The organism is Vicinamibacterales bacterium (assembly GCA_035699745.1).
GTDB lineage: Bacteria > Acidobacteriota > Vicinamibacteria > Vicinamibacterales > 2-12-FULL-66-21 > JAICSD01.
This window is the reverse complement of record DASSPH010000022.1, coordinates 50,246-67,114: the sequence shown is the minus strand read 5'-3', so window position 1 is coordinate 67,114 and position 16,869 is coordinate 50,246. Positions and strand designations below refer to the sequence as shown.

Here is a 16,869-nt window from a genome sequence, read left to right as displayed (position 1 = left end):
ATTTCCAGATTTCACTCACCCGGCGCGCGGAGATCGTCTTTGCGGTTGCTCAGCTTCAGGACCGCGAGCGATCGTCCGGCCAGATCGTAGATGTCTCCGCCGCGCAGGCGGCGCGGCGCCTGCCAGGGCTCCGCCGTGTCGAGCAGCGTCTGCCAGCGCTCGATCGCCAGCGTCGGCGGCAGCACGAAGGGAATCGCCGCGGCGTCGCCGTTCAGCAGGACGAGCAGGGTGTCGCCGATGATCCGCTCGCCGCGCTCGTTGACCTCCTGGATGCCGTCGCCGTTCAGCCGCACGCCGAGCGCGCGCCCCTCGGGCGCGTTCCACGTCTCGTCGGTCATCTCGGCGCCGGTCGGATCGAGCCAGGCGATGTCGAGCACGTCGCCGCGGCGCAGACGGCGCCCCTGGAAGAACTTCCGCCGGCGGAGCACCGGGTGATCCCGCCAGATGCGGATCAGCCGCCGCGTGAACTCGAGGAACTCGCGCCGGTCGGCGGACGGCGTCCAGTCCGTCCAGCTGATCGGGCCGTCGTGACAGTAGCCGTTGTTGTTGCCGCCCTGCGTGCGGCACAGCTCGTCTCCGCCGCTGATCATCGGCACGCCGATCGACAGCAACAGCGTCGCCATGAAGTTGCGGCGCTGCCGCGCCCGCAGCTCGCGGATCTGCGGATCGTCGGTCTCCCCTTCGACGCCGCAGTTCCAGCTGAGATTGTGCCGCTCGCCGTCGCGGTTCTGCTCACCGTTGGCCTCGTTGTGTTTGTCGTTGTAGGTGACGAGATCCGCAAGCGTGAAGCCGTCATGCGCGGTGATGAAGTTGATGCTGGCGTACGGACGGCGGCCGCTCTGCTCGTAGAGGTCGCTGCTCCCGGAGAGCCGTGTCGCCAGCTCCGAGAGCGTGCCGCCGTCGCCGCGCCAGAAGCGGCGCACGGCGTCGCGATACTTGCCGTTCCACTCCGTCCACTTCGTCGGGAAGTTGCCGACCTGATAGCCGCCTTCACCGAGATCCCACGGCTCCGCAATCAGCTTGACCTGCGAGAGGATCGGATCCTGGTGAATGATGTCAAAGAACGCCCCGAGCTTATCGACGGCATGCAACTCACGAGCCAGGGCGCTCGCCAGATCGAAGCGGAAGCCGTCGACGTGCATCTCGGTGACCCAGTAGCGCAGGCTGTCCATGATCAGCTGCAGCACGCGCGGGCTGCGCATGTTCAGCGTGTTGCCGCAGCCGGTGAAGTCTTCGTAATACCGCGGCGCGTGCGGCTGCAGCCGGTAGTAGCTGGCGTTGTCGATGCCGCGCAGCGAAATCGTCGGGCCGAGATGATTCCCTTCCGCGGTATGGTTGTAGACGACGTCCAGGATCACCTCGAGGCCGGCGGCGTGCAGCGCCCGCACCATCATCTTGAACTCGCGCACCGCTTCGAGCGGCGCTGCCGGCGCGCTCGAGAAGCGTGAGTCCGGCGCGAAGTACGACAGCGTGTTGTAGCCCCAGTAGTTGCTCAGCCCCCGCTTGACGAGATGCCACTCGTCGACGTGGTGATGCACCGGCATCAGCTCCACCGCGGTGACGCCCAGCGACACCAGGTGGCGGATCGCCGGTTCCGAGGCGAGCCCCAGGTACGTGCCGCGCAGCGAGTCGGGCACGTCGGGATGGACCGCGGTGAACCCCTTCACGTGCAGCTCGTAGATCAGCGTCTGGTGCCAGGGGGTCCGCAGCGGCCGATCGCCGCCCCAGGTGAACGCCGGATCGACGACGGCGGCCAGCGGCGCGAAGGGGGCGCTGTCACGCACGTCGAACGTCGCATCGTCCTGGCCGGCGGCAAAGCCGAAAAGCGATTCGTCCCAGCGGACGGGTCGCCCCACGACGCGGGCGTACGGATCCATGACGATCTTGTTGGGATTGAAACGGTGGCCGAGGTGCGGCTCGTAGGGTCCGTGGATGCGGTAGCCGTAGAGCTGGCCCGGGCGCACGTCCGGCAGATAGCCGTGCCACACCATGTCGGTGTGCTCGGTGAGCGGAATCGTCAACGACTCGCTCTCGTCGTCGGGCGAGTCGAACAGGCAGAGCTCGACGCGCGTCGCGTGCTCGGAGAACAGCGCGAAATTGACCCCGACGCCATCCCAGGTCGCCCCGAGCGGATACGGCGCCCCGGGCCACACTCTCATCGATCGGTTTGCCACAACAGCCCATTGTCATTTGGAAATCTGGAAATTTGGAAATCTGGAAATCTGGAAATCTGGAATTGGGAAATGTGGAAATCTGGAGCGGCCGATGACCAATCAGCGGAACCTCGATCTGTTGCGGCGGTGGGCGCGGATCTTCGACAGCGCGTTCCGGATTCCCGGGACCAACGTCCGCTTCGGCATCGATCCGATTCTCGGGCTGGTGCCGGGGATCGGCGACCTGGCGTCGCCGGTGCTGTCGCTGTTCATGATCTGGCAGGGCGCGCGCATGCACGTGCCGAAGATCGTGCTGGCGCGGATGGTCTTCAACGCGCTGATCGACGGCGTGTCGGGCGTCGTTCCCGTGGTCGGCGACCTGTTCGACTTCGGCTGGAAGGCGACCGAGTGGAACCTGGCGCTACTCGAGCGCCACGCGATGCCCGGGCAGCGGGCGACGTCGTTCGACTACGTGTTCGTGATCCTCTGCAGCGCCGTGATCGTCGTGGTCGCGGTGCTGCCGCTGCTCCTGGTGTGGTGGGGCTTCGCCTGGCTCGACCAGGCCCTTCGCGGGCGCACCTAGTCAGTGGTGTGCACGCACTGACGCACCGCGCACTGTCTACTCGCCGAGCAGCTCGCCGACGGGCTGCAGCTCCTCGATGTGATCGCACACCGCCTTGATCATCATCAGCATCGGAACCGCAAGCACGGCGCCCCACACGCCCCACAGCCATCCCCAGAAGAGCAGGCCGACGAAGATCGCCACCGGGTTCATCCGCGCCGCGCGGCTCATCAGCGCCGGCGTGAGCAGGAACCCTTCGAGGCTGGTGATGACGAATGCCGCCGCCGCGACCGTCACTGCCTTTCCCACATCGTCGAACTGCATGAACGAGACGACGGCGAGTCCGCCGGAGACGATGATCGGCCCGAGGTACGGAATCGAGTTGAAGATGCCGGCGAGCAGTCCCCAGACGATGAACTGGTTGACGCCGAAGAACCACAACACGGCCGCCGTCGCCACGCCGACGAGGAAGCTGGTGAGGATCTGCACGCGGATGAAGCTCGAGATCTGCACGTTGATCTCGTCGAGGATCTGAACCGTGAGCTTCTTCTGCCGCAGCGCCGGACCGGCGATCTTGACGATCTTGCGCTTGTAGAGGTCGCCGGTGACGAGAAAGAAGTAGACGAGGAAGAGGATGACGGCGAACTGGCCGGCCGCCGCCATCAGGTTGACGCCGCCCCAGTAGAGATAGCTGCGCGCGTTGAACGCGGGCTCGACGACCTGCACCTTCTGGACGTCGCGGGCGGTCGGGTCGCGCGACGGATCCGACTGGGACGCGACTTCGGCGGTGCGCTGCAGTTCGCTCGCCGCCTTCTGCACCTCGCCGAGCGCCGTCGGCCTGCGCTCGTGCGAGCGAAACCGCTCGCGCACGCGCTGCGCCGCTTCCGGCACCTGCCGGACGATCTGCAGCGCCTGGCCGCTCAGCGCGTAGGCGCCGCCGGCGAGAATCCCGACGAACAGCAGGAGCGCGAACGCGGCGCCGACCGAGCGCGGCACCTTGATGCGCCCCAGCGCCGACACCAGCGGCTCGAGCGCGTAGGCGAGCAGGATCCCGATCACGAGCGGGATGAGGACCGACTGGCTCCACTGCAGCGCGACGATCAGGCCGATCGCCGACAGCACCGAGATGGCGAAGCCGCGGGCGCGCGGGAAATCGACGACGGTGGGAGCGGGCTCTCCCTCCTGCCCGGGCGTTGGCGGAAGCGGGTCCTTCGCGGGCTGCACGCTCTCGGCCATCTGCGGGATGATTGTACTCGTTGAAGGTCGAGGCATTCGATTTCGAGCTTCCCGAAGAACTGATCGCGCAGACCGCAGTGGCGCGCGGCGCGTCGCGGCTCCTCGTCCTGGACCGCTCGACCTCTGCCGTGTCGCACGCCTCGATCCGCGACCTGCCGCGATGGCTCCGCGCCGGCGACCTGCTCGTCGCCAATGACACGCGCGTGTTTCCGGCGCGTCTGATCGGGCGCCGGGTGCCGAGCGGCGGCGCGGTCGAGTGTCTGTTGCTGCAGGCGGAGGGCGAAGCGTCCGCCGATCGCGCGGAGGTCTGGCAGGCGTTGATGCATCCGGGCCAGAAGCTCAAGCCGGGTGCGCGCGTGGTCTTCGAAGGCGCCGGCGCCCGGCTGCACGGCGAGGTGCTCGAGCGGCTCTTCTTCGGGCGGCGCAGGATCAGGCTGACGCCGGAGCGCGGCCGCGTCGCCGATGCGATCGACGCGCTCGGGCACGTGCCGCTGCCTCCGTACATCCATCGCGACGACACCGCGGCGGATCGCGAGCGCTATCAGACGGTGTTCGCGGCCCATCGCGGCTCGGTCGCCGCGCCCACGGCGGGACTGCACTTCGACGCCTCGCTGCTCGAGGCCTTGTCGAGCGCCGGGGTGGAGCGCGCCACCATCACGCTGCACGTCGGCTACGGCACGTTCAAGCCGGTCCGCGTCGACGAGGTCCAGGATCACGTCGTCGATCCGGAGCCCTACGACATCGGCGAGGCTGCGGCGCGCGCGATCGACGCGGCGCTGGACGAGCGCCGGCGCGTCATCGCCGTCGGGACGACGACGACGCGCGCGCTCGAGCATGCGGCGCGGCGCGGCGGCGGACGGCCTGCCGCGGGACGCGGAGAGGCGGACGTCTTCATCTACCCGGGATTCGAGTTCCGGGTCATCTCGGGGCTGCTCACCAACTTCCACCTGCCGAAGTCGTCCCTGTTGATGCTGGTGAGCGCGTTCGCCGGGCGCGAACGGGTGCTCGAGGCCTATCGCCAGGCGGTGGCGCAGCGCTACCGGTTCTACAGCTACGGCGACGCCATGCTGGTGCTCTGACGATGAACCGTGGGCGATGATGAGGACGTCCGAGGTATAGTCCGGCCGTGAAGTTCGGCTACGAAGAATTCGATCTTTCCGGCGTCAAGACGTATCCGCTGGCGTCGCGGAAGAGCAAGGCGAACGCCGCGGATTTCGCCCGCCCGTTCAAGGATGCGGCCGGCGCGGCGCTGGTGCAGTCGCTTCCATCGATTCTCGGCGGCGCGGATCTGAAAGCAGTCGCGGCGGCGATGCGCGCTGCCCGGGACGGCGGGCACGGCCTGATCTGGGGGATCGGCGCGCACGTGCTGAAGACCGGCCTGTCGCCCGTGCTCGTCGACCTGATGGAGCGCGGCTACATCTGCGCGCTGGCGATGAACGGCGCCGGCGTCATCCATGACTTCGAGCTGGCGCTGTCGGGAGCCACCTCCGAGGACGTCGACGAAGCGCTGGGTCCCGGCCGGTTCGGCATGGCCGAGGAAACCGGGCGCGAGCTCAACGCGGCGATCAATCACGGCGTCGCCGCAGGTCTCGGCCTTGGCCAGGCGGTCATCGACTACGTGCACCGGCGCCAGCCGCCGTTCGCCAACGTCAGTGTTCTCGCCGCGGCGGGCCGGCTGGAGATTCCCGTCACGGTCCACGTGGCCCTCGGCACCGACATCATCCACATGCACAAGGACGCGTCGGGCGCCGCGCTGGGCGAGGGCAGCCTCCGCGATTTCCGGTACTTCGTCGCGAACGTCGCCCGGCTCGAACACGGCGTCTACCTGAATTGCGGATCCGCCGTCGTCCTGCCGGAAGTCTTCCTGAAAGCCGTCGCTCTGGCGCGCAACACCGGCCGATCGCTCCAGGGGCTCACCACCGTGAACATCGATTTCGTCCGGCAGTACCGGCCGCAGACCAACGTGGTGTCGCGGCCGGTGGCCGGCATCGGCACCGGTTATTCGCTGGTCGGACACCACGAGATCCTGATCCCGCTGCTCGCCGCAGCGCTGGTGGACGAGTAGGGGATCGGGAGCGGCCGGCGGCATCGGGTATAATCGATGTTTCCCGCCGGTGTAGCTCAGTTGGTTAGAGCACGCGGCTCATATCCGCGGAGTCCGGGGTTCAAGTCCCTGCACCGGCACCATTTTTCACGATTTGGAAGTTTGGAAATCGGGTAATTTGGCAATGTCCGTTACCCCTTAAATTCCCAGATTTCCAAATTTCCCGATTTCCAAATCCCGATGCTCCTGGACGCCGTCCGGCGGTTCGTCGAGCGTCACGCGTTGTGGCCGCCGTCGGGGGCGCGCGTCGCGGTCGCGCTGTCCGGCGGGGCCGACTCGGTCGCGCTGCTCGTCATCCTGAAGCAGCTCGAGGCGGCGGGGGATCTCACCGTCGCCGGCGCGGCGCACCTGAATCATCAACTGCGCGGTGCCGAGGCCGACGCCGACGAGGCGTTCTGCGCGGCTCTTGCGGCACGTCTGCAGGTGCCGTTCGTGTCCGAGCGGGCCGATGTCGCGGCGCTCGCGCGCGACGGCAGGCGGTCGATTGAAGATGCGGCGCGCGCGGCGCGCCACGCGTTTTTCGCCCGCGCCGCGGCGGCGCTGCACGCTGACGTGGTGGCCACGGCCCACACCAAGGACGATCAGGCCGAGACGTTCCTGCTGCGCCTGATGCGCGGCGCCGGGACGCGCGGCCTGGCCGCGATCCGGCCGCGCGCGGGTCACATCGTGCGGCCGCTCCTCGAAGCGGACCGTGGTGCGCTGCGCGACTTCCTGGCGGCGCGGGGAGAGGGCTTCCGCGAGGACGCGACCAACGCGGACGTGGCGATTCCGCGCAACCGCGTCCGCCACGAGCTGCTTCCATACCTGGCCTCACACTTTTCGGCCGGCATCACCGGCGTGCTCGCGCGCGCGGCGGAACTGGCGCGGCAGGATGAAGATTTTCTTCACGCCGAAGCAATCAAACTGGCCGCGCGCGTCGTCTTATCTGATGTATCCGTCAGACTGGACGCGGCCGGCCTCAGCAGCGCTCCGCGCGCGCTGAGCTCGCGCGTCGCGCACGCCGCCCTCCAACGGCTCGCCGGTTCGAAGCCCATCCACTTCGAGCACGTCGATCGACTCCTGGCCCTCGCCGAGGGAGCGGCCGCAGGAGAAGGGCGCGCCATCAGCCTGCCGGGACAGATTGCCGTGCGCGTGGGGGACCGGATCGAGTTGCGACCGGCTGGTCAATCGCGGTCTCGCGGGCCTGCCCGCCGAAGCGCGAAGCGCGAAGGCGGGACCTCTTTCGCCGTGGCGCTGTCTATCCCTGGTGAGGTCCAGGTCGGCTCGCATGCGGTGGGCGCCGAGCGGCTGGAGGGGCCGGATGGCGCCGACCGGCGTCAAAGCAACTGGGAGGGGCGGGGCAGCGAGGTCGGCGTCGCGGCCGGGGCGCTGGCCCTGCCGCTGGCGGTCCGCAGCCGCCGCGCCGGCGACCGGTTCAGGCCCCTCGGGGCGCCGGGGCGCCGCAAATTGCAGGATTTCCTGGTGGATCGGAAGGTCAGGCGGGAAGACCGGGATGCGGTCCCGCTCGTTGTCGACGCCCACGACCGGATCGTGTGGGTCGTCGGCCAGTCGGTTGCAGAGGACTTTCGCGTCACGGACCCGTCACAAGGCGTGATACTCTTGAAAGTCAGGCATTTAGGAGGCCCAGGTTGAACTCGACCCTCAAGAGCTTGCTGTTCTGGATGGTCCTCATCGTCGTGGGGGTCATGATCTGGCAGTTCTCCACGACGTTCCAGCGCAACGAGACGCCGATGGCGTTTTCGACGTTCCTGGAATACGTCGAGAAGCGCCAGGTCGCGCGGGTGCTCATCACCGGCAACGAAATCACCGGTGAATTGAACAATTCGAGCGCCGGCGACGGCACGGGCACGAAGTTCCGGACCTACGCGCCGGGACAGTACGAAGGCCTGGCCAACAAGCTCCAGGACATGGGGGTGCAGATCTCCGCCAAGCCGGAGACGACCAGTCCGTGGGCGACGCTGCTGTACTCCTGGGCGCCCATCCTGCTGATGATCGGCTTCTGGCTCTTCATCATGCGGCAGATGCAGAGCGGCGGGAACAAGGCGCTTTCGTTCGGCAAGAGCCGGGCGAAGCTCTCGTCCAGCTCGCAGAAGAAGGTCACGTTCAAGGACGTGTCCGGCGTCGACGAAGCCAAGGAGGAGCTCCAGGAAATCATCGAGTTCCTCAAGGAACCCCAGAAGTTCCAGAAGCTCGGCGGCCGCATTCCCAAGGGCGTCCTCCTGATGGGATCGCCCGGGACGGGCAAGACGCTGCTCGCGCGCGCCGTCGCCGGTGAGGCCAACGTTCCCTTCTTCTCGATCAGCGGTTCCGACTTCGTCGAGATGTTCGTCGGCGTCGGCGCCTCGCGCGTCCGCGACCTGTTCGAGCAGGGCAAGAAGAACGCCCCGTGCATCGTCTTCATCGACGAGATCGACGCCGTCGGCCGCCATCGCGGCGCCGGCCTCGGCGGCGGCCACGACGAGCGCGAGCAGACGCTCAACCAGTTGCTCGTCGAGATGGACGGCTTCGAGTCGAACGAGGGGGTCATCCTCGTCGCCGCGACCAACCGTCCCGACGTGCTGGATCCCGCGCTGCTCCGCCCGGGCCGGTTCGATCGCCGTATTGTCGTCAACCGTCCCGACGTCAAGGGGCGCGAAGGCATCCTGGCGGTCCACACCAAGAAGATTCCGCTGGCTGACGACGTGAACATCCACGTGCTCGCGCGCGGCACGGCCGGCTTCTCGGGCGCCGACCTGGCGAACCTGGTGAACGAGGCGGCGCTGAACGCGGCGCGCTACAACCAGAAGGTCGTGCGCATGCACGACTTCGAGTTCGCCAAGGACAAGGTGATGATGGGCAGCGAGCGCCGCTCCATGATCATCTCCGAGGAAGAGAAGAAGGTCACCGCGATCCACGAGGCCGGCCACGCGCTGCTCGCGGTGGTGCTGCCGCACGCCGATCCGATTCACAAGGTGACGATCATCCCGCGCGGCATGGCGCTCGGCGTGACGATGCAGCTGCCCGAAGGGGACAAGCACAACTACACGCGCGATTACCTGAACGATCAGATCGCCATTCTGCTCGGCGGCCGCCTGGCAGAGGAGCTGACCAACGGCGGCATGACCACCGGCGCCGGCAACGACCTCGAGCGCTCGACCGAGCTGGCGCGCAAGATGGTCTGCGAATGGGGTATGAGCGACGCGATGGGGCCGCTCACGTTCGGCAAGAAGGAAGAGCAGATCTTCCTCGGCCGCGAGATCGCGCAGCACCAGGACTACAGCGAAGACACCGCGATTCGGATCGATCACGAGATCAAGCGGTTCGTCACCATGAACTACGAGCGCGCCAAGGAACTGCTGCAGCAGCACCAGGTTGCGCTGGAGCGGATCGCCGAGGAGCTGCTCGCCCGCGAGGTGCTCGACGCCGAGCAGGTCCGCCGGATCGTCGCCGGCGAGGCGCTCGAGGCGCACAAGCCGCCGCCGTCGCCCGCCGCCGTCGCGGACGCGGCGCGCCAGACGGCCAAGGAGCGGCCGCTCCAGATCCCGCCGCTCAACAAACCGCTCACCCAGGAGTGATCGGGAATTTGGGAATTTGGAAATGTGGAAATGTGGAAATCTGGCTAGATTTCCAAATTCCTAGATTTCCAAATTTCCAAATTCCCACATGATCCGGCGCCCTTCCTTCACGGTTCCTCTTCCGCGCAGGGAGCCTCTCCGGCTCGGGGCGCGTACGCTCGTCATGGGCATCCTGAACGTGACGCCCGACTCCTTCGCTGACGGCGGACTTCACCTCGATCCGGATCGCGCCGTCGACGCGGCGCTGCGCATGGTGGAAGACGGCGCCGACATCATCGACGTCGGGGGCGAATCGACCAGGCCTGGCGCCGAGCCGCTGCCGCAGGCCGAGGAACTCCGCCGCGTGATTCCCGTGATCGAGCGTCTCGCGGGGCGGGTGACCGTTCCCCTTTCAATCGACACCTACAAGGCCGCGGTCGCGCGCGAGGCGGTTGCCGCGGGCGCCTCGATCGTCAACGACGTCAGCGGGCTGCAGTACGAGCCCGAACTGGGCGGCGTGGTGGCGGAAACAGGGGCGGCCGTCGTCCTCATGCACACACGCGGACGGTCGAGCGGCATGTACGAGCTGGCCCGCTATCGCGATCCCGCCGCGGAAGTGGCGAGCGAGCTGCGCGACGCCATCGCGCGAGCGGCGGCCGCCGGAATCCCGCGCGAGGCCATCGTCATCGACCCCGGTTTCGGTTTCGCGAAACGGGCCGAGCACAGCGCCGCGCTGCTGGCGCAGCTTCATACTCTTCACGCGCTCGAGCGTCCGATACTGTCGGGTCCATCGCGGAAGTCCTTCCTGAAAGCGGCGCTCGGCGAACGCCCCGCAGCAGACCGCGAGTGGGGGACCGCCGCGGCCGTGACCGCGAGCATTCTCCTGGGAGCGCACATCGTCCGTGTGCACGGCGTGAAAGCCATGGTGGATGTAGCGCGCGTCGCCGATCTGATACGAGCTGCAGCCCAGTCAATTCCCAACCTCCAATTCCCAATTCCCAAGTAATCCCCAACGGTGTTACCTGGGCGTTGGGAGTTGGGAGTTGGGAATTGATAAGCTTACAGCCCAATGCCCGACTATCTCGCCAATCTGCTGCGGCGGCCGCCCGTGGGCTGGTGGGATCTGCTCGACATCGCCGTCGTCGCGTTCCTGATTTACGAGTTCCTGAAGCTGATCCGGGGCACGCGCGCCGTCCAGATGGCGGTCGGGTCGTTCTTCGTGGTCGCGCTCTTCTACGTCTCGCAGCTGGCGCCGCTGCAGACCCTCAACTGGTTGATTCGCAACGCGCTGCTCTACGTCGCGTTCGCCGCCATCGTGATCTTCCAGTCCGACATCCGCCGCGCGCTGGCGCGGCTCGGGCAGGCGCCGTTCTTCCGCTACTTCAACCGCCAGGAGGCGGCGGCGGAGACGATCGAGGAGATTGTCGTCGCCGCGACGATGCTGTCGCAGCAGCGGATCGGGGCGATCGTGGCGGTCGAGCGGGAGATCGGGCTGCGCAACTACATCGAGAGCGGGATTCCGCTCGACGCCACGCTCACCTACGACCTGCTCGTGACGATCTTCCGGCCGGGTTCGCCGCTGCACGACGGCGCGGTGATCCTGCAGGAAGGGCGGGTGGCGGCTGCGGCGTGCTTCCTGCCGTTGACCGTGAATCCGCGGCTGAGCCGTGAACTCGGCACGCGGCACCGGGCAGCCATCGGCCTCACCGAAGAGAGCGACGCCGTCGCCATCGTGGTGTCGGAAGAGAGCGGCCTGATCTCCATTTCGCTCAAGGGAGAGATCGAGCGCGGGCTGTCGCCCGATCAACTTCGCGAGCGGCTGCGCGGGCTGGTGCAGCAGCGCCGCGGGTTCGCGGGGCACGGACGCTGATGCGCTACAACCCCTTCCGCAACCTCGGTCTCAAGGCGGTCGCCGTGGCGCTGGCGTCGGTGCTCTGGCTCACGCTCGCCGGCGAGCACGTCGTCGAACGCAGCCTCCGCGCGCCCCTCGAGTTCCGCAACATTCCAGACGCGCTGGAAATCGTCGGCAACGCGCCGGACAGCGTCGACGTCCGGCTGCGCGGATCGTCGGCCGCCTTGAGCCGCGTCCAGCCGGGCGAGATCGTCGCCGTCCTCGATCTGGCCGGCGCGCGCGCCGGTTCGCGGCTGTTCCACATCCGCGCCGACGAAGTCCGCGTGCCCTTCGGCATCGAGGTGTCGCAGGTGGTGCCGGCGACGCTCGCGCTCGAACTGGAGAAATCGGCGCGCCGCACGGTGCCGGTCGTCCCCGCCGTCGAAGGGGAGCCGGCGCCCGGGTTCGTCGTCGGCCGCGTGACCGCGGATCCGCCGTCGGTCGAGATCGTCGGGCCTGAATCGCGCGTCCGCCAGGTGGCGGAAGCGACCACGGAGCCGGTGTCGGTGAAGGACGCGCGCTCGCGCGTGCGCGACGGCGTGACCATCGGCGTCGTGGATGCCTCGGTCCGCCTGGTGCAGGCGCAGAGCGCGCAGGTCGCCGTCGAGATCTGGCCGGCGCCGGTCGAGCGGCAGGTGACGGACGTGCCGGTGCGGTACCGGAACCTGGGCGCCGGTCTGCGCGGGAATCTCTCGCCGCAACTGGTGCGCGTCACCGTCCGCGGCGCCAGGGACGCGCTTGCCGCGGTTCGCGCCGACAGCGTCGACGCGTTCGTTGACCTTGCCGGGCTCGGCTCGGGCCGGTACAATTTGCGGGTTCAGGTGGAGCCGTCGGAGAACTTCGGCGTCGTCCAGATCGAGCCTGCGGTGGTGTCAGTGGTGATTCGGTGAGGCTGTTCGGTACGGATGGCGTCCGGGGCAAAGCCGGTGTCCATCCCTTGGATCACGAGACCGTGGCACGTCTGGGGGCGGCGCTCGTCCGGGCGATGCGCGACGCGCGTCCGCTCCGCTTCATCGTCGGCCGCGACACGCGCGAGTCGGGCGACTGGATCGAACGCGAGCTGGGGCGCGGCATTCACGCCGAAGGGGCGTCGATCACGTCCGCCGGAGTGATTCCGACGCCGGCGATCGCCTACGTGACGCGGGCGATGGGCTTCGACGCCGGCCTGGTGATCAGCGCGTCCCACAATCCGTTCGAGGACAACGGCATCAAGGTGTTCTCCGGACGCGGTGAGAAGTTCACCGAGACGCTCGAACTGCAGGTCGAGGCGATCGTCCACGACACCAGCTGGCACGTGCCCGCCGGCGGCCTGCCGCCGGTCGAACGCACGGACGTCATCGACGCGTATCTCGAGCACCTCAAACGCGCGCTGCCGCAGCCCGAGCGCCTCGGACGGTTCAAGGTCGCGATCGACACCGCCAACGGGGCGACCACGACGGTGGCGCCCCGGCTGTTCCGCGAGCTCGGTTTCGAGGTGACGGTCATCGGCGACGAGCCGGACGGCAGGAACATCAATCTCGATTGCGGCTCCACCCATCCCGAACGGCTCGCGGCCGTCGTGCGACAGGGCGGCCATCGCCTGGGCGTCGCGTTCGACGGCGACGGCGATCGCGCCATCTTCGTGGATCACGAAGGCCGGATCGTCGACGGCGATGCGGTCATGCTGATGTGCGCGCGCCACATGAAGGCGCAGGGGCGCCTGCACGGGGATGCGCTGGTCGCGACCGTGATGAGCAACATCGGGCTGGAGATCGCGCTGCGCGAGTCGGGCATCGAGCTGGTCCGCTGTCCGGTCGGCGACAAGCACGTGATGGAAGAGATGCTCAAGCGCGGCATCGCGATCGGCGGCGAGCAGTCGGGCCACATCATCTTTTCCGATCATCTGTTCACCGGCGACGGCATCGCCACGGCGCTGAACGTGATTCGGGTGATGGCCGACACCCGCCGCGAGCTGGCCGATCTGGCGTCGCAGCTGGTGTCGTACCCGCAGGTGCTCGTCAACGTCCGGGTCAGGGAGAAGAAGGAGCTCCGCTCCGTGCCGGCGATTGCCGCTTCGCTCGATCGCGTGGAAGCGCGGCTGGCCGGGCAAGGGCGGCTGCTGGTACGGTATTCGGGGACCGAGCCGCTGCTGCGGGTGATGATCGAGGGGAAGGATCAGCAGGAGATTCAAGGCTGGGCCCGCGAAATCGCCGAGAGCGTGAAGCAGCACCTCGGGTGATCGGGTGATCGGAACGTGGCGCGTCTTTCGGTGAACGTCAACAAAGTGGCGACGCTGCGCAACTCGCGCGGCGGGGCGCTGCCGTCGGTGGTCGATGCGGCGCGGGTGTGCGTCAGCGCGGGGGCGCACGGCATCACGATCCATCCGCGCGCCGACGAGCGGCACATCACCCGGCATGACGTGCCGGCGCTGGCGCAGTTCCTCGCGCCGCACCGTGGCACGGTCGAGTTCAACATCGAGGGGGATCCGCGCCCCGATCTGCTGGCGATGGTCCGCGAGGTGCGGCCGCACCAGTGCACGCTCGTGCCGGTGCGTCCCGGCGAAGTGACCAGCCAGGCGGGCTGGCCGCCCGACACGCCGCGCGGCGAGATGCAGGGCATCGTCGAGGACCTGCGCTCGCGCGCCATTCGCGTCAGCCTGTTCGTCGAGCCGGAGCGGGCGGCGGTCGAATGGGCGGCGTCGATCGGCGGCGATCGCGTCGAGCTCTACACCGAGCCCTTCGCGCGGGCGTACAAGCAGGGGGCGGCCCAGGCGGACGCCAGCTTCCGCCGTTACATCGAAGCGGCGAACGTCGCCCACGCGCTCGGCATGGGCGTCAACGCCGGCCACGATCTCGACCTCGACAACCTGACGCTGTTCCGCACGCTGCCGCATCTCGACGAAGTCTCGATCGGCCATGCGCTCATCAGCCACGCGCTGTACGTCGGCCTGGACCGCGCCGTCCGCGACTACCTCCGCGCCTGTGAGGCTCCGCGCTAGGAGGGGTCCGTGCGGACGAGCCTGGCGCGTGTGGGGGAGTCCGAGGGTCGAGACCCCGCGGATGAAATATGATCGGGATCCGCCGTGTCTAAAGAATCGCTCGTCGTCGGCCTGGCCGGAGTGTTCTTCGGCGTCCTGGTCGGCTGGATCCTCGGCAGCCAGCAGGGCGTGCCACCCTCGCCCACCGCCGCGCCCGCCGCGGCCAGCCAACCGGCGAACAGCGGTGCCCAGGCGGCGCCGCCGCTCGATGAGACCCGCGCGTCGGCGCTGAAGACGGCCGCGCAGCAGAATCCGCGCGACGCGGCGTCGCGCGTGCAGCTCGGCAATCTCTATTTCGACGCCGGCCGTTTCCCCGAGGCGGCGGAATGGTACCAGGCGGCGCTCGAGATTCAGCCGAAAGACGTGAACGCCAGTACCGATCTCGGGATCGCGTACTACTACATGAACCAGCCGGACAAGGCGCTGCAGCAGTTCGATCGATCGCTGGCGATCGACGCCAGACATGCCAAGACCCTGCTCAACGTCGGCATCGTCCGCGCCTTCGGGAAGCAGGACCTCAAGGGGGCGGCCGAGGCGTGGCAGCGCGTGCTCGCGGCGGCGCCCGGCAGCGACGAAGCCCGCGCCGCAGAGCAGGCGCTGGCGGGCGTGAAGGCGGCGCACCCGGACGTCGAGAAGAAATGACCGGCTGGATTCTCAAGCTGGTACTGCTGATCCTGGTGATCCGCGCCCTGATGCGCCTGGTCCGCGGCATCGTCGACGGGATCCGCGGCGCCGCGTCGGCGCCGCAGGCGGTCGCGCTGGTGCGCGATCCGATCTGCGGCACCTTCGTCGCGCCGACGAACGCGCCGTCGTTCGGCAGCGGCAGCGAGATGCGCTTCTTCTGCTCCGACCAGTGCCGCCGCGCCTACCAGGCGAAGTTCGCCAAATGAACGAGCAGGAGCTGCGCGACGCGATCGTCGAGGTGGGCCGCCGGCTCTACGCCCGCGGCTACACCGCGTCGAACGACGGCAACATCAGCGTCCGGCTCGACGCCGGCCGTCTGCTGATGACGCCGAAGAGCGTCTGCAAGGGCTTCATGACGCCGGCGATGATGTGCATCACCGATCTCGAGGGGCGCAAGCTCGCAGGGGAGCGCGATCCGTCGTCCGAGATGCAGATGCACCTCGAGGTGTACCGGCAGCGGCCGGACGCCAGGGCGGTCGTCCACGCGCATCCGCCGATCGCGACCGGCTTCGCGGTGGCCGGCATTCCGCTCGATCGGGCGGTGCTGGCCGAGGTGGTGACGACCCTGGGGAGCGTGCCGATTGCGGAATACGCGACTCCGTCCACCAGGGAGCTGCCCGAGGCCGTCCGCAAGTACGTGAAAGCGCACGACGGCATGCTGCTGGCGAATCATGGCGCGCTCACGATCGGCGGCGACGTCTTCGCGGCGTACTACAAGATGGAGACGATCGAGCACTTCGCCAAGATCAGCCTGGTGGCCCGCCTGCTGGGCGGCGAGCGGCTGCTGTCGCGGCAGGAGGTCGATCGGCTGCAGGGGCTGCGCGGCATGTACGGGATCGCGGCGCCGGCGCCGATCTGTCAGCCGGACTCCGCCGCGCTCGGTGATTCGGTGAACTGCCAGACGGTGTTCGCGCCGGACACCGACGGCCCGCGGCTGGTTGCCGACGCCGCCGGCGCGGCGGGTAAGGACGGCGAAATTCGGCTAACATACCGGGAACTGACCGCGTTGATCGAGGCGGCTGTCCGGGAGATCGGCAGATCATCGGCGTGAGAAACCGGTACGTGGTGCCTTCCGGCGTCGGCCGGAAGACAAGGAGAGAGTAATGGGTGAAGCGCTAGGGATGGTCGAGACCAAGGGTCTCGTCGCGATGATCGAAGCGGCGGACGCGATGGTCAAGGCCGCCAAGGTGACGCTCGTCGGCTGGGAGAAGATCGGCGCCGGCTACGTCACCGCGATCGTGCGCGGCGATGTCGCCGCCGTGAAAGCGGCCACCGACGCCGGCGCGGCGGCGGCGCGGCGCGTCGGCGAGCTGGTGTCGGTGCACGTGATCCCTCGTCCGCACGCGAACCTCGAGGACGCGCTGCCCATCGGCAAGGCCACCGCCGCGAAGTGACGCCGGCGAGCGAGCTGCGCGAATAAATGATTCTCGCCAAGGTCGTCGGGACCGTGGTCGCGACGCGGAAGGACGAGCGGTTGGTCAGCTCCAAGCTCCTGGTCGCGCGGCCCGTCGATCCGTCAGGCAAGGCCGAGGGGAACTACCTGGTCGCCGTCGACACCGTCGACGCCGGCTTCGGCGAAACCGTGCTGATCGTCAGCGGCAGCTCGGCGCGCATGGCCGCCGGCCTCAAGGACTGCCCCGTGGACGCCGCGATCGTCGGCATCGTCGACGCCGTCGAAGTCAGGGACTGA

17 protein-coding genes and 1 tRNA gene are annotated in these 16,869 nt (G+C 68.3%); 16 read left to right on the top strand and 2 right to left on the bottom strand.

The window, feature by feature from the left end:
- Positions 1-11 precede the first annotated feature (11 nt).
- Positions 12-2,159 (bottom strand): glycogen debranching protein GlgX, encoded by a 2,148-nt coding sequence (gene glgX, locus VFK57_04475; protein ID HET7694940.1) that lies wholly within the window; start codon positions 2,157-2,159, stop codon positions 12-14.
- Positions 2,160-2,265: 106 nt separating this feature from the next.
- On the opposite strand from glgX, the gene VFK57_04470 reads away from it, so the two are divergent.
- On the top strand, positions 2,266-2,736 hold the full coding sequence (locus VFK57_04470) for a DUF4112 domain-containing protein (GenBank protein HET7694939.1): 471 nt from the start codon (positions 2,266-2,268) through the stop codon (positions 2,734-2,736).
- Between the two features lie 36 nt (positions 2,737-2,772).
- Here VFK57_04470 and VFK57_04465 read toward each other — a convergent pair whose 3' ends face one another.
- Positions 2,773-3,951: an AI-2E family transporter gene (locus VFK57_04465; GenBank protein ID HET7694938.1), complete on the bottom strand. Its 1,179-nt coding sequence runs from the start codon at positions 3,949-3,951 to the stop codon at positions 2,773-2,775.
- Between the two features lie 20 nt (positions 3,952-3,971).
- Here VFK57_04465 and queA point away from each other — a divergent pair, with 20 nt between their 5' ends.
- The 15 genes from queA (at position 3,972) to VFK57_04390 (ending at position 16,869) form a co-directional block, all read left to right on the top strand.
- The gene (queA, locus tag VFK57_04460) at positions 3,972-5,030 is read left to right on the top strand and encodes a tRNA preQ1(34) S-adenosylmethionine ribosyltransferase-isomerase QueA (GenBank protein ID HET7694937.1); all 1,059 of its coding nucleotides are present in this window, start codon (positions 3,972-3,974) and stop codon (positions 5,028-5,030) included.
- A gap of 47 nt (positions 5,031-5,077) precedes the next feature.
- Positions 5,078-6,016, top strand: a complete 939-nt coding sequence (locus VFK57_04455) for a hypothetical protein (GenBank protein ID HET7694936.1) — start codon at positions 5,078-5,080, stop codon at positions 6,014-6,016.
- A 45-nt stretch (positions 6,017-6,061) separates the two neighbouring features.
- A tRNA-Met gene (locus VFK57_04450) sits at positions 6,062-6,138 on the top strand.
- A 97-nt stretch (positions 6,139-6,235) separates the two neighbouring features.
- Complete coding sequence (gene tilS / locus VFK57_04445) at positions 6,236-7,687, top strand: tRNA lysidine(34) synthetase TilS (GenBank protein ID HET7694935.1); 1,452 nt, start codon at positions 6,236-6,238, stop codon at positions 7,685-7,687.
- The gene (ftsH, locus tag VFK57_04440; GenBank protein HET7694934.1) at positions 7,684-9,609 is read left to right on the top strand and encodes an ATP-dependent zinc metalloprotease FtsH; all 1,926 of its coding nucleotides are present in this window, start codon (positions 7,684-7,686) and stop codon (positions 9,607-9,609) included. Before tilS ends, ftsH begins: the two co-directional genes overlap by 4 nt.
- A 163-nt stretch (positions 9,610-9,772) precedes the next feature.
- Positions 9,773-10,594 carry a dihydropteroate synthase gene (gene folP, locus VFK57_04435; protein ID HET7694933.1) on the top strand — a complete coding sequence of 274 codons (822 nt, stop codon included), beginning with the start codon at positions 9,773-9,775 and terminating at the stop codon, positions 10,592-10,594.
- Positions 10,595-10,657: 63 nt separating this feature from the next.
- Positions 10,658-11,458, top strand: a complete 801-nt coding sequence (cdaA, locus tag VFK57_04430; GenBank protein HET7694932.1) for a diadenylate cyclase CdaA — start codon at positions 10,658-10,660, stop codon at positions 11,456-11,458.
- Positions 11,458-12,369 carry a CdaR family protein gene (locus VFK57_04425; GenBank protein ID HET7694931.1) on the top strand — a complete coding sequence of 304 codons (912 nt, stop codon included), beginning with the start codon at positions 11,458-11,460 and terminating at the stop codon, positions 12,367-12,369. Before cdaA ends, VFK57_04425 begins: the two co-directional genes overlap by 1 nt.
- Positions 12,366-13,697, top strand: coding sequence for a phosphoglucosamine mutase (gene glmM, locus VFK57_04420; protein HET7694930.1), 1,332 nt, complete (start codon positions 12,366-12,368; stop codon positions 13,695-13,697). The genes VFK57_04425 and glmM overlap by 4 nt, the downstream gene beginning before the upstream one ends.
- A 15-nt stretch (positions 13,698-13,712) precedes the next feature.
- Positions 13,713-14,456: a pyridoxine 5'-phosphate synthase gene (locus tag VFK57_04415; protein HET7694929.1), complete on the top strand. Its 744-nt coding sequence runs from the start codon at positions 13,713-13,715 to the stop codon at positions 14,454-14,456.
- An 84-nt stretch (positions 14,457-14,540) separates the two neighbouring features.
- Positions 14,541-15,137 carry a tetratricopeptide repeat protein gene (locus VFK57_04410; GenBank protein ID HET7694928.1) on the top strand — a complete coding sequence of 199 codons (597 nt, stop codon included), beginning with the start codon at positions 14,541-14,543 and terminating at the stop codon, positions 15,135-15,137.
- Positions 15,134-15,385 (top strand): hypothetical protein, encoded by a 252-nt coding sequence (locus VFK57_04405; protein ID HET7694927.1) that lies wholly within the window; start codon positions 15,134-15,136, stop codon positions 15,383-15,385. The genes VFK57_04410 and VFK57_04405 overlap by 4 nt, the downstream gene beginning before the upstream one ends.
- A complete protein-coding gene (locus VFK57_04400) occupies positions 15,382-16,230 on the top strand; it encodes a class II aldolase/adducin family protein (GenBank protein ID HET7694926.1) in 849 nt (282 codons plus the stop codon). The genes VFK57_04405 and VFK57_04400 overlap by 4 nt, the downstream gene beginning before the upstream one ends.
- 52 nt (positions 16,231-16,282) lie before the next feature.
- Positions 16,283-16,573 (top strand): ethanolamine utilization microcompartment protein EutM, encoded by a 291-nt coding sequence (eutM, locus tag VFK57_04395; protein ID HET7694925.1) that lies wholly within the window; start codon positions 16,283-16,285, stop codon positions 16,571-16,573.
- A 26-nt stretch (positions 16,574-16,599) separates the two neighbouring features.
- On the top strand, positions 16,600-16,869 hold the full coding sequence (locus VFK57_04390; protein HET7694924.1) for a EutN/CcmL family microcompartment protein: 270 nt from the start codon (positions 16,600-16,602) through the stop codon (positions 16,867-16,869).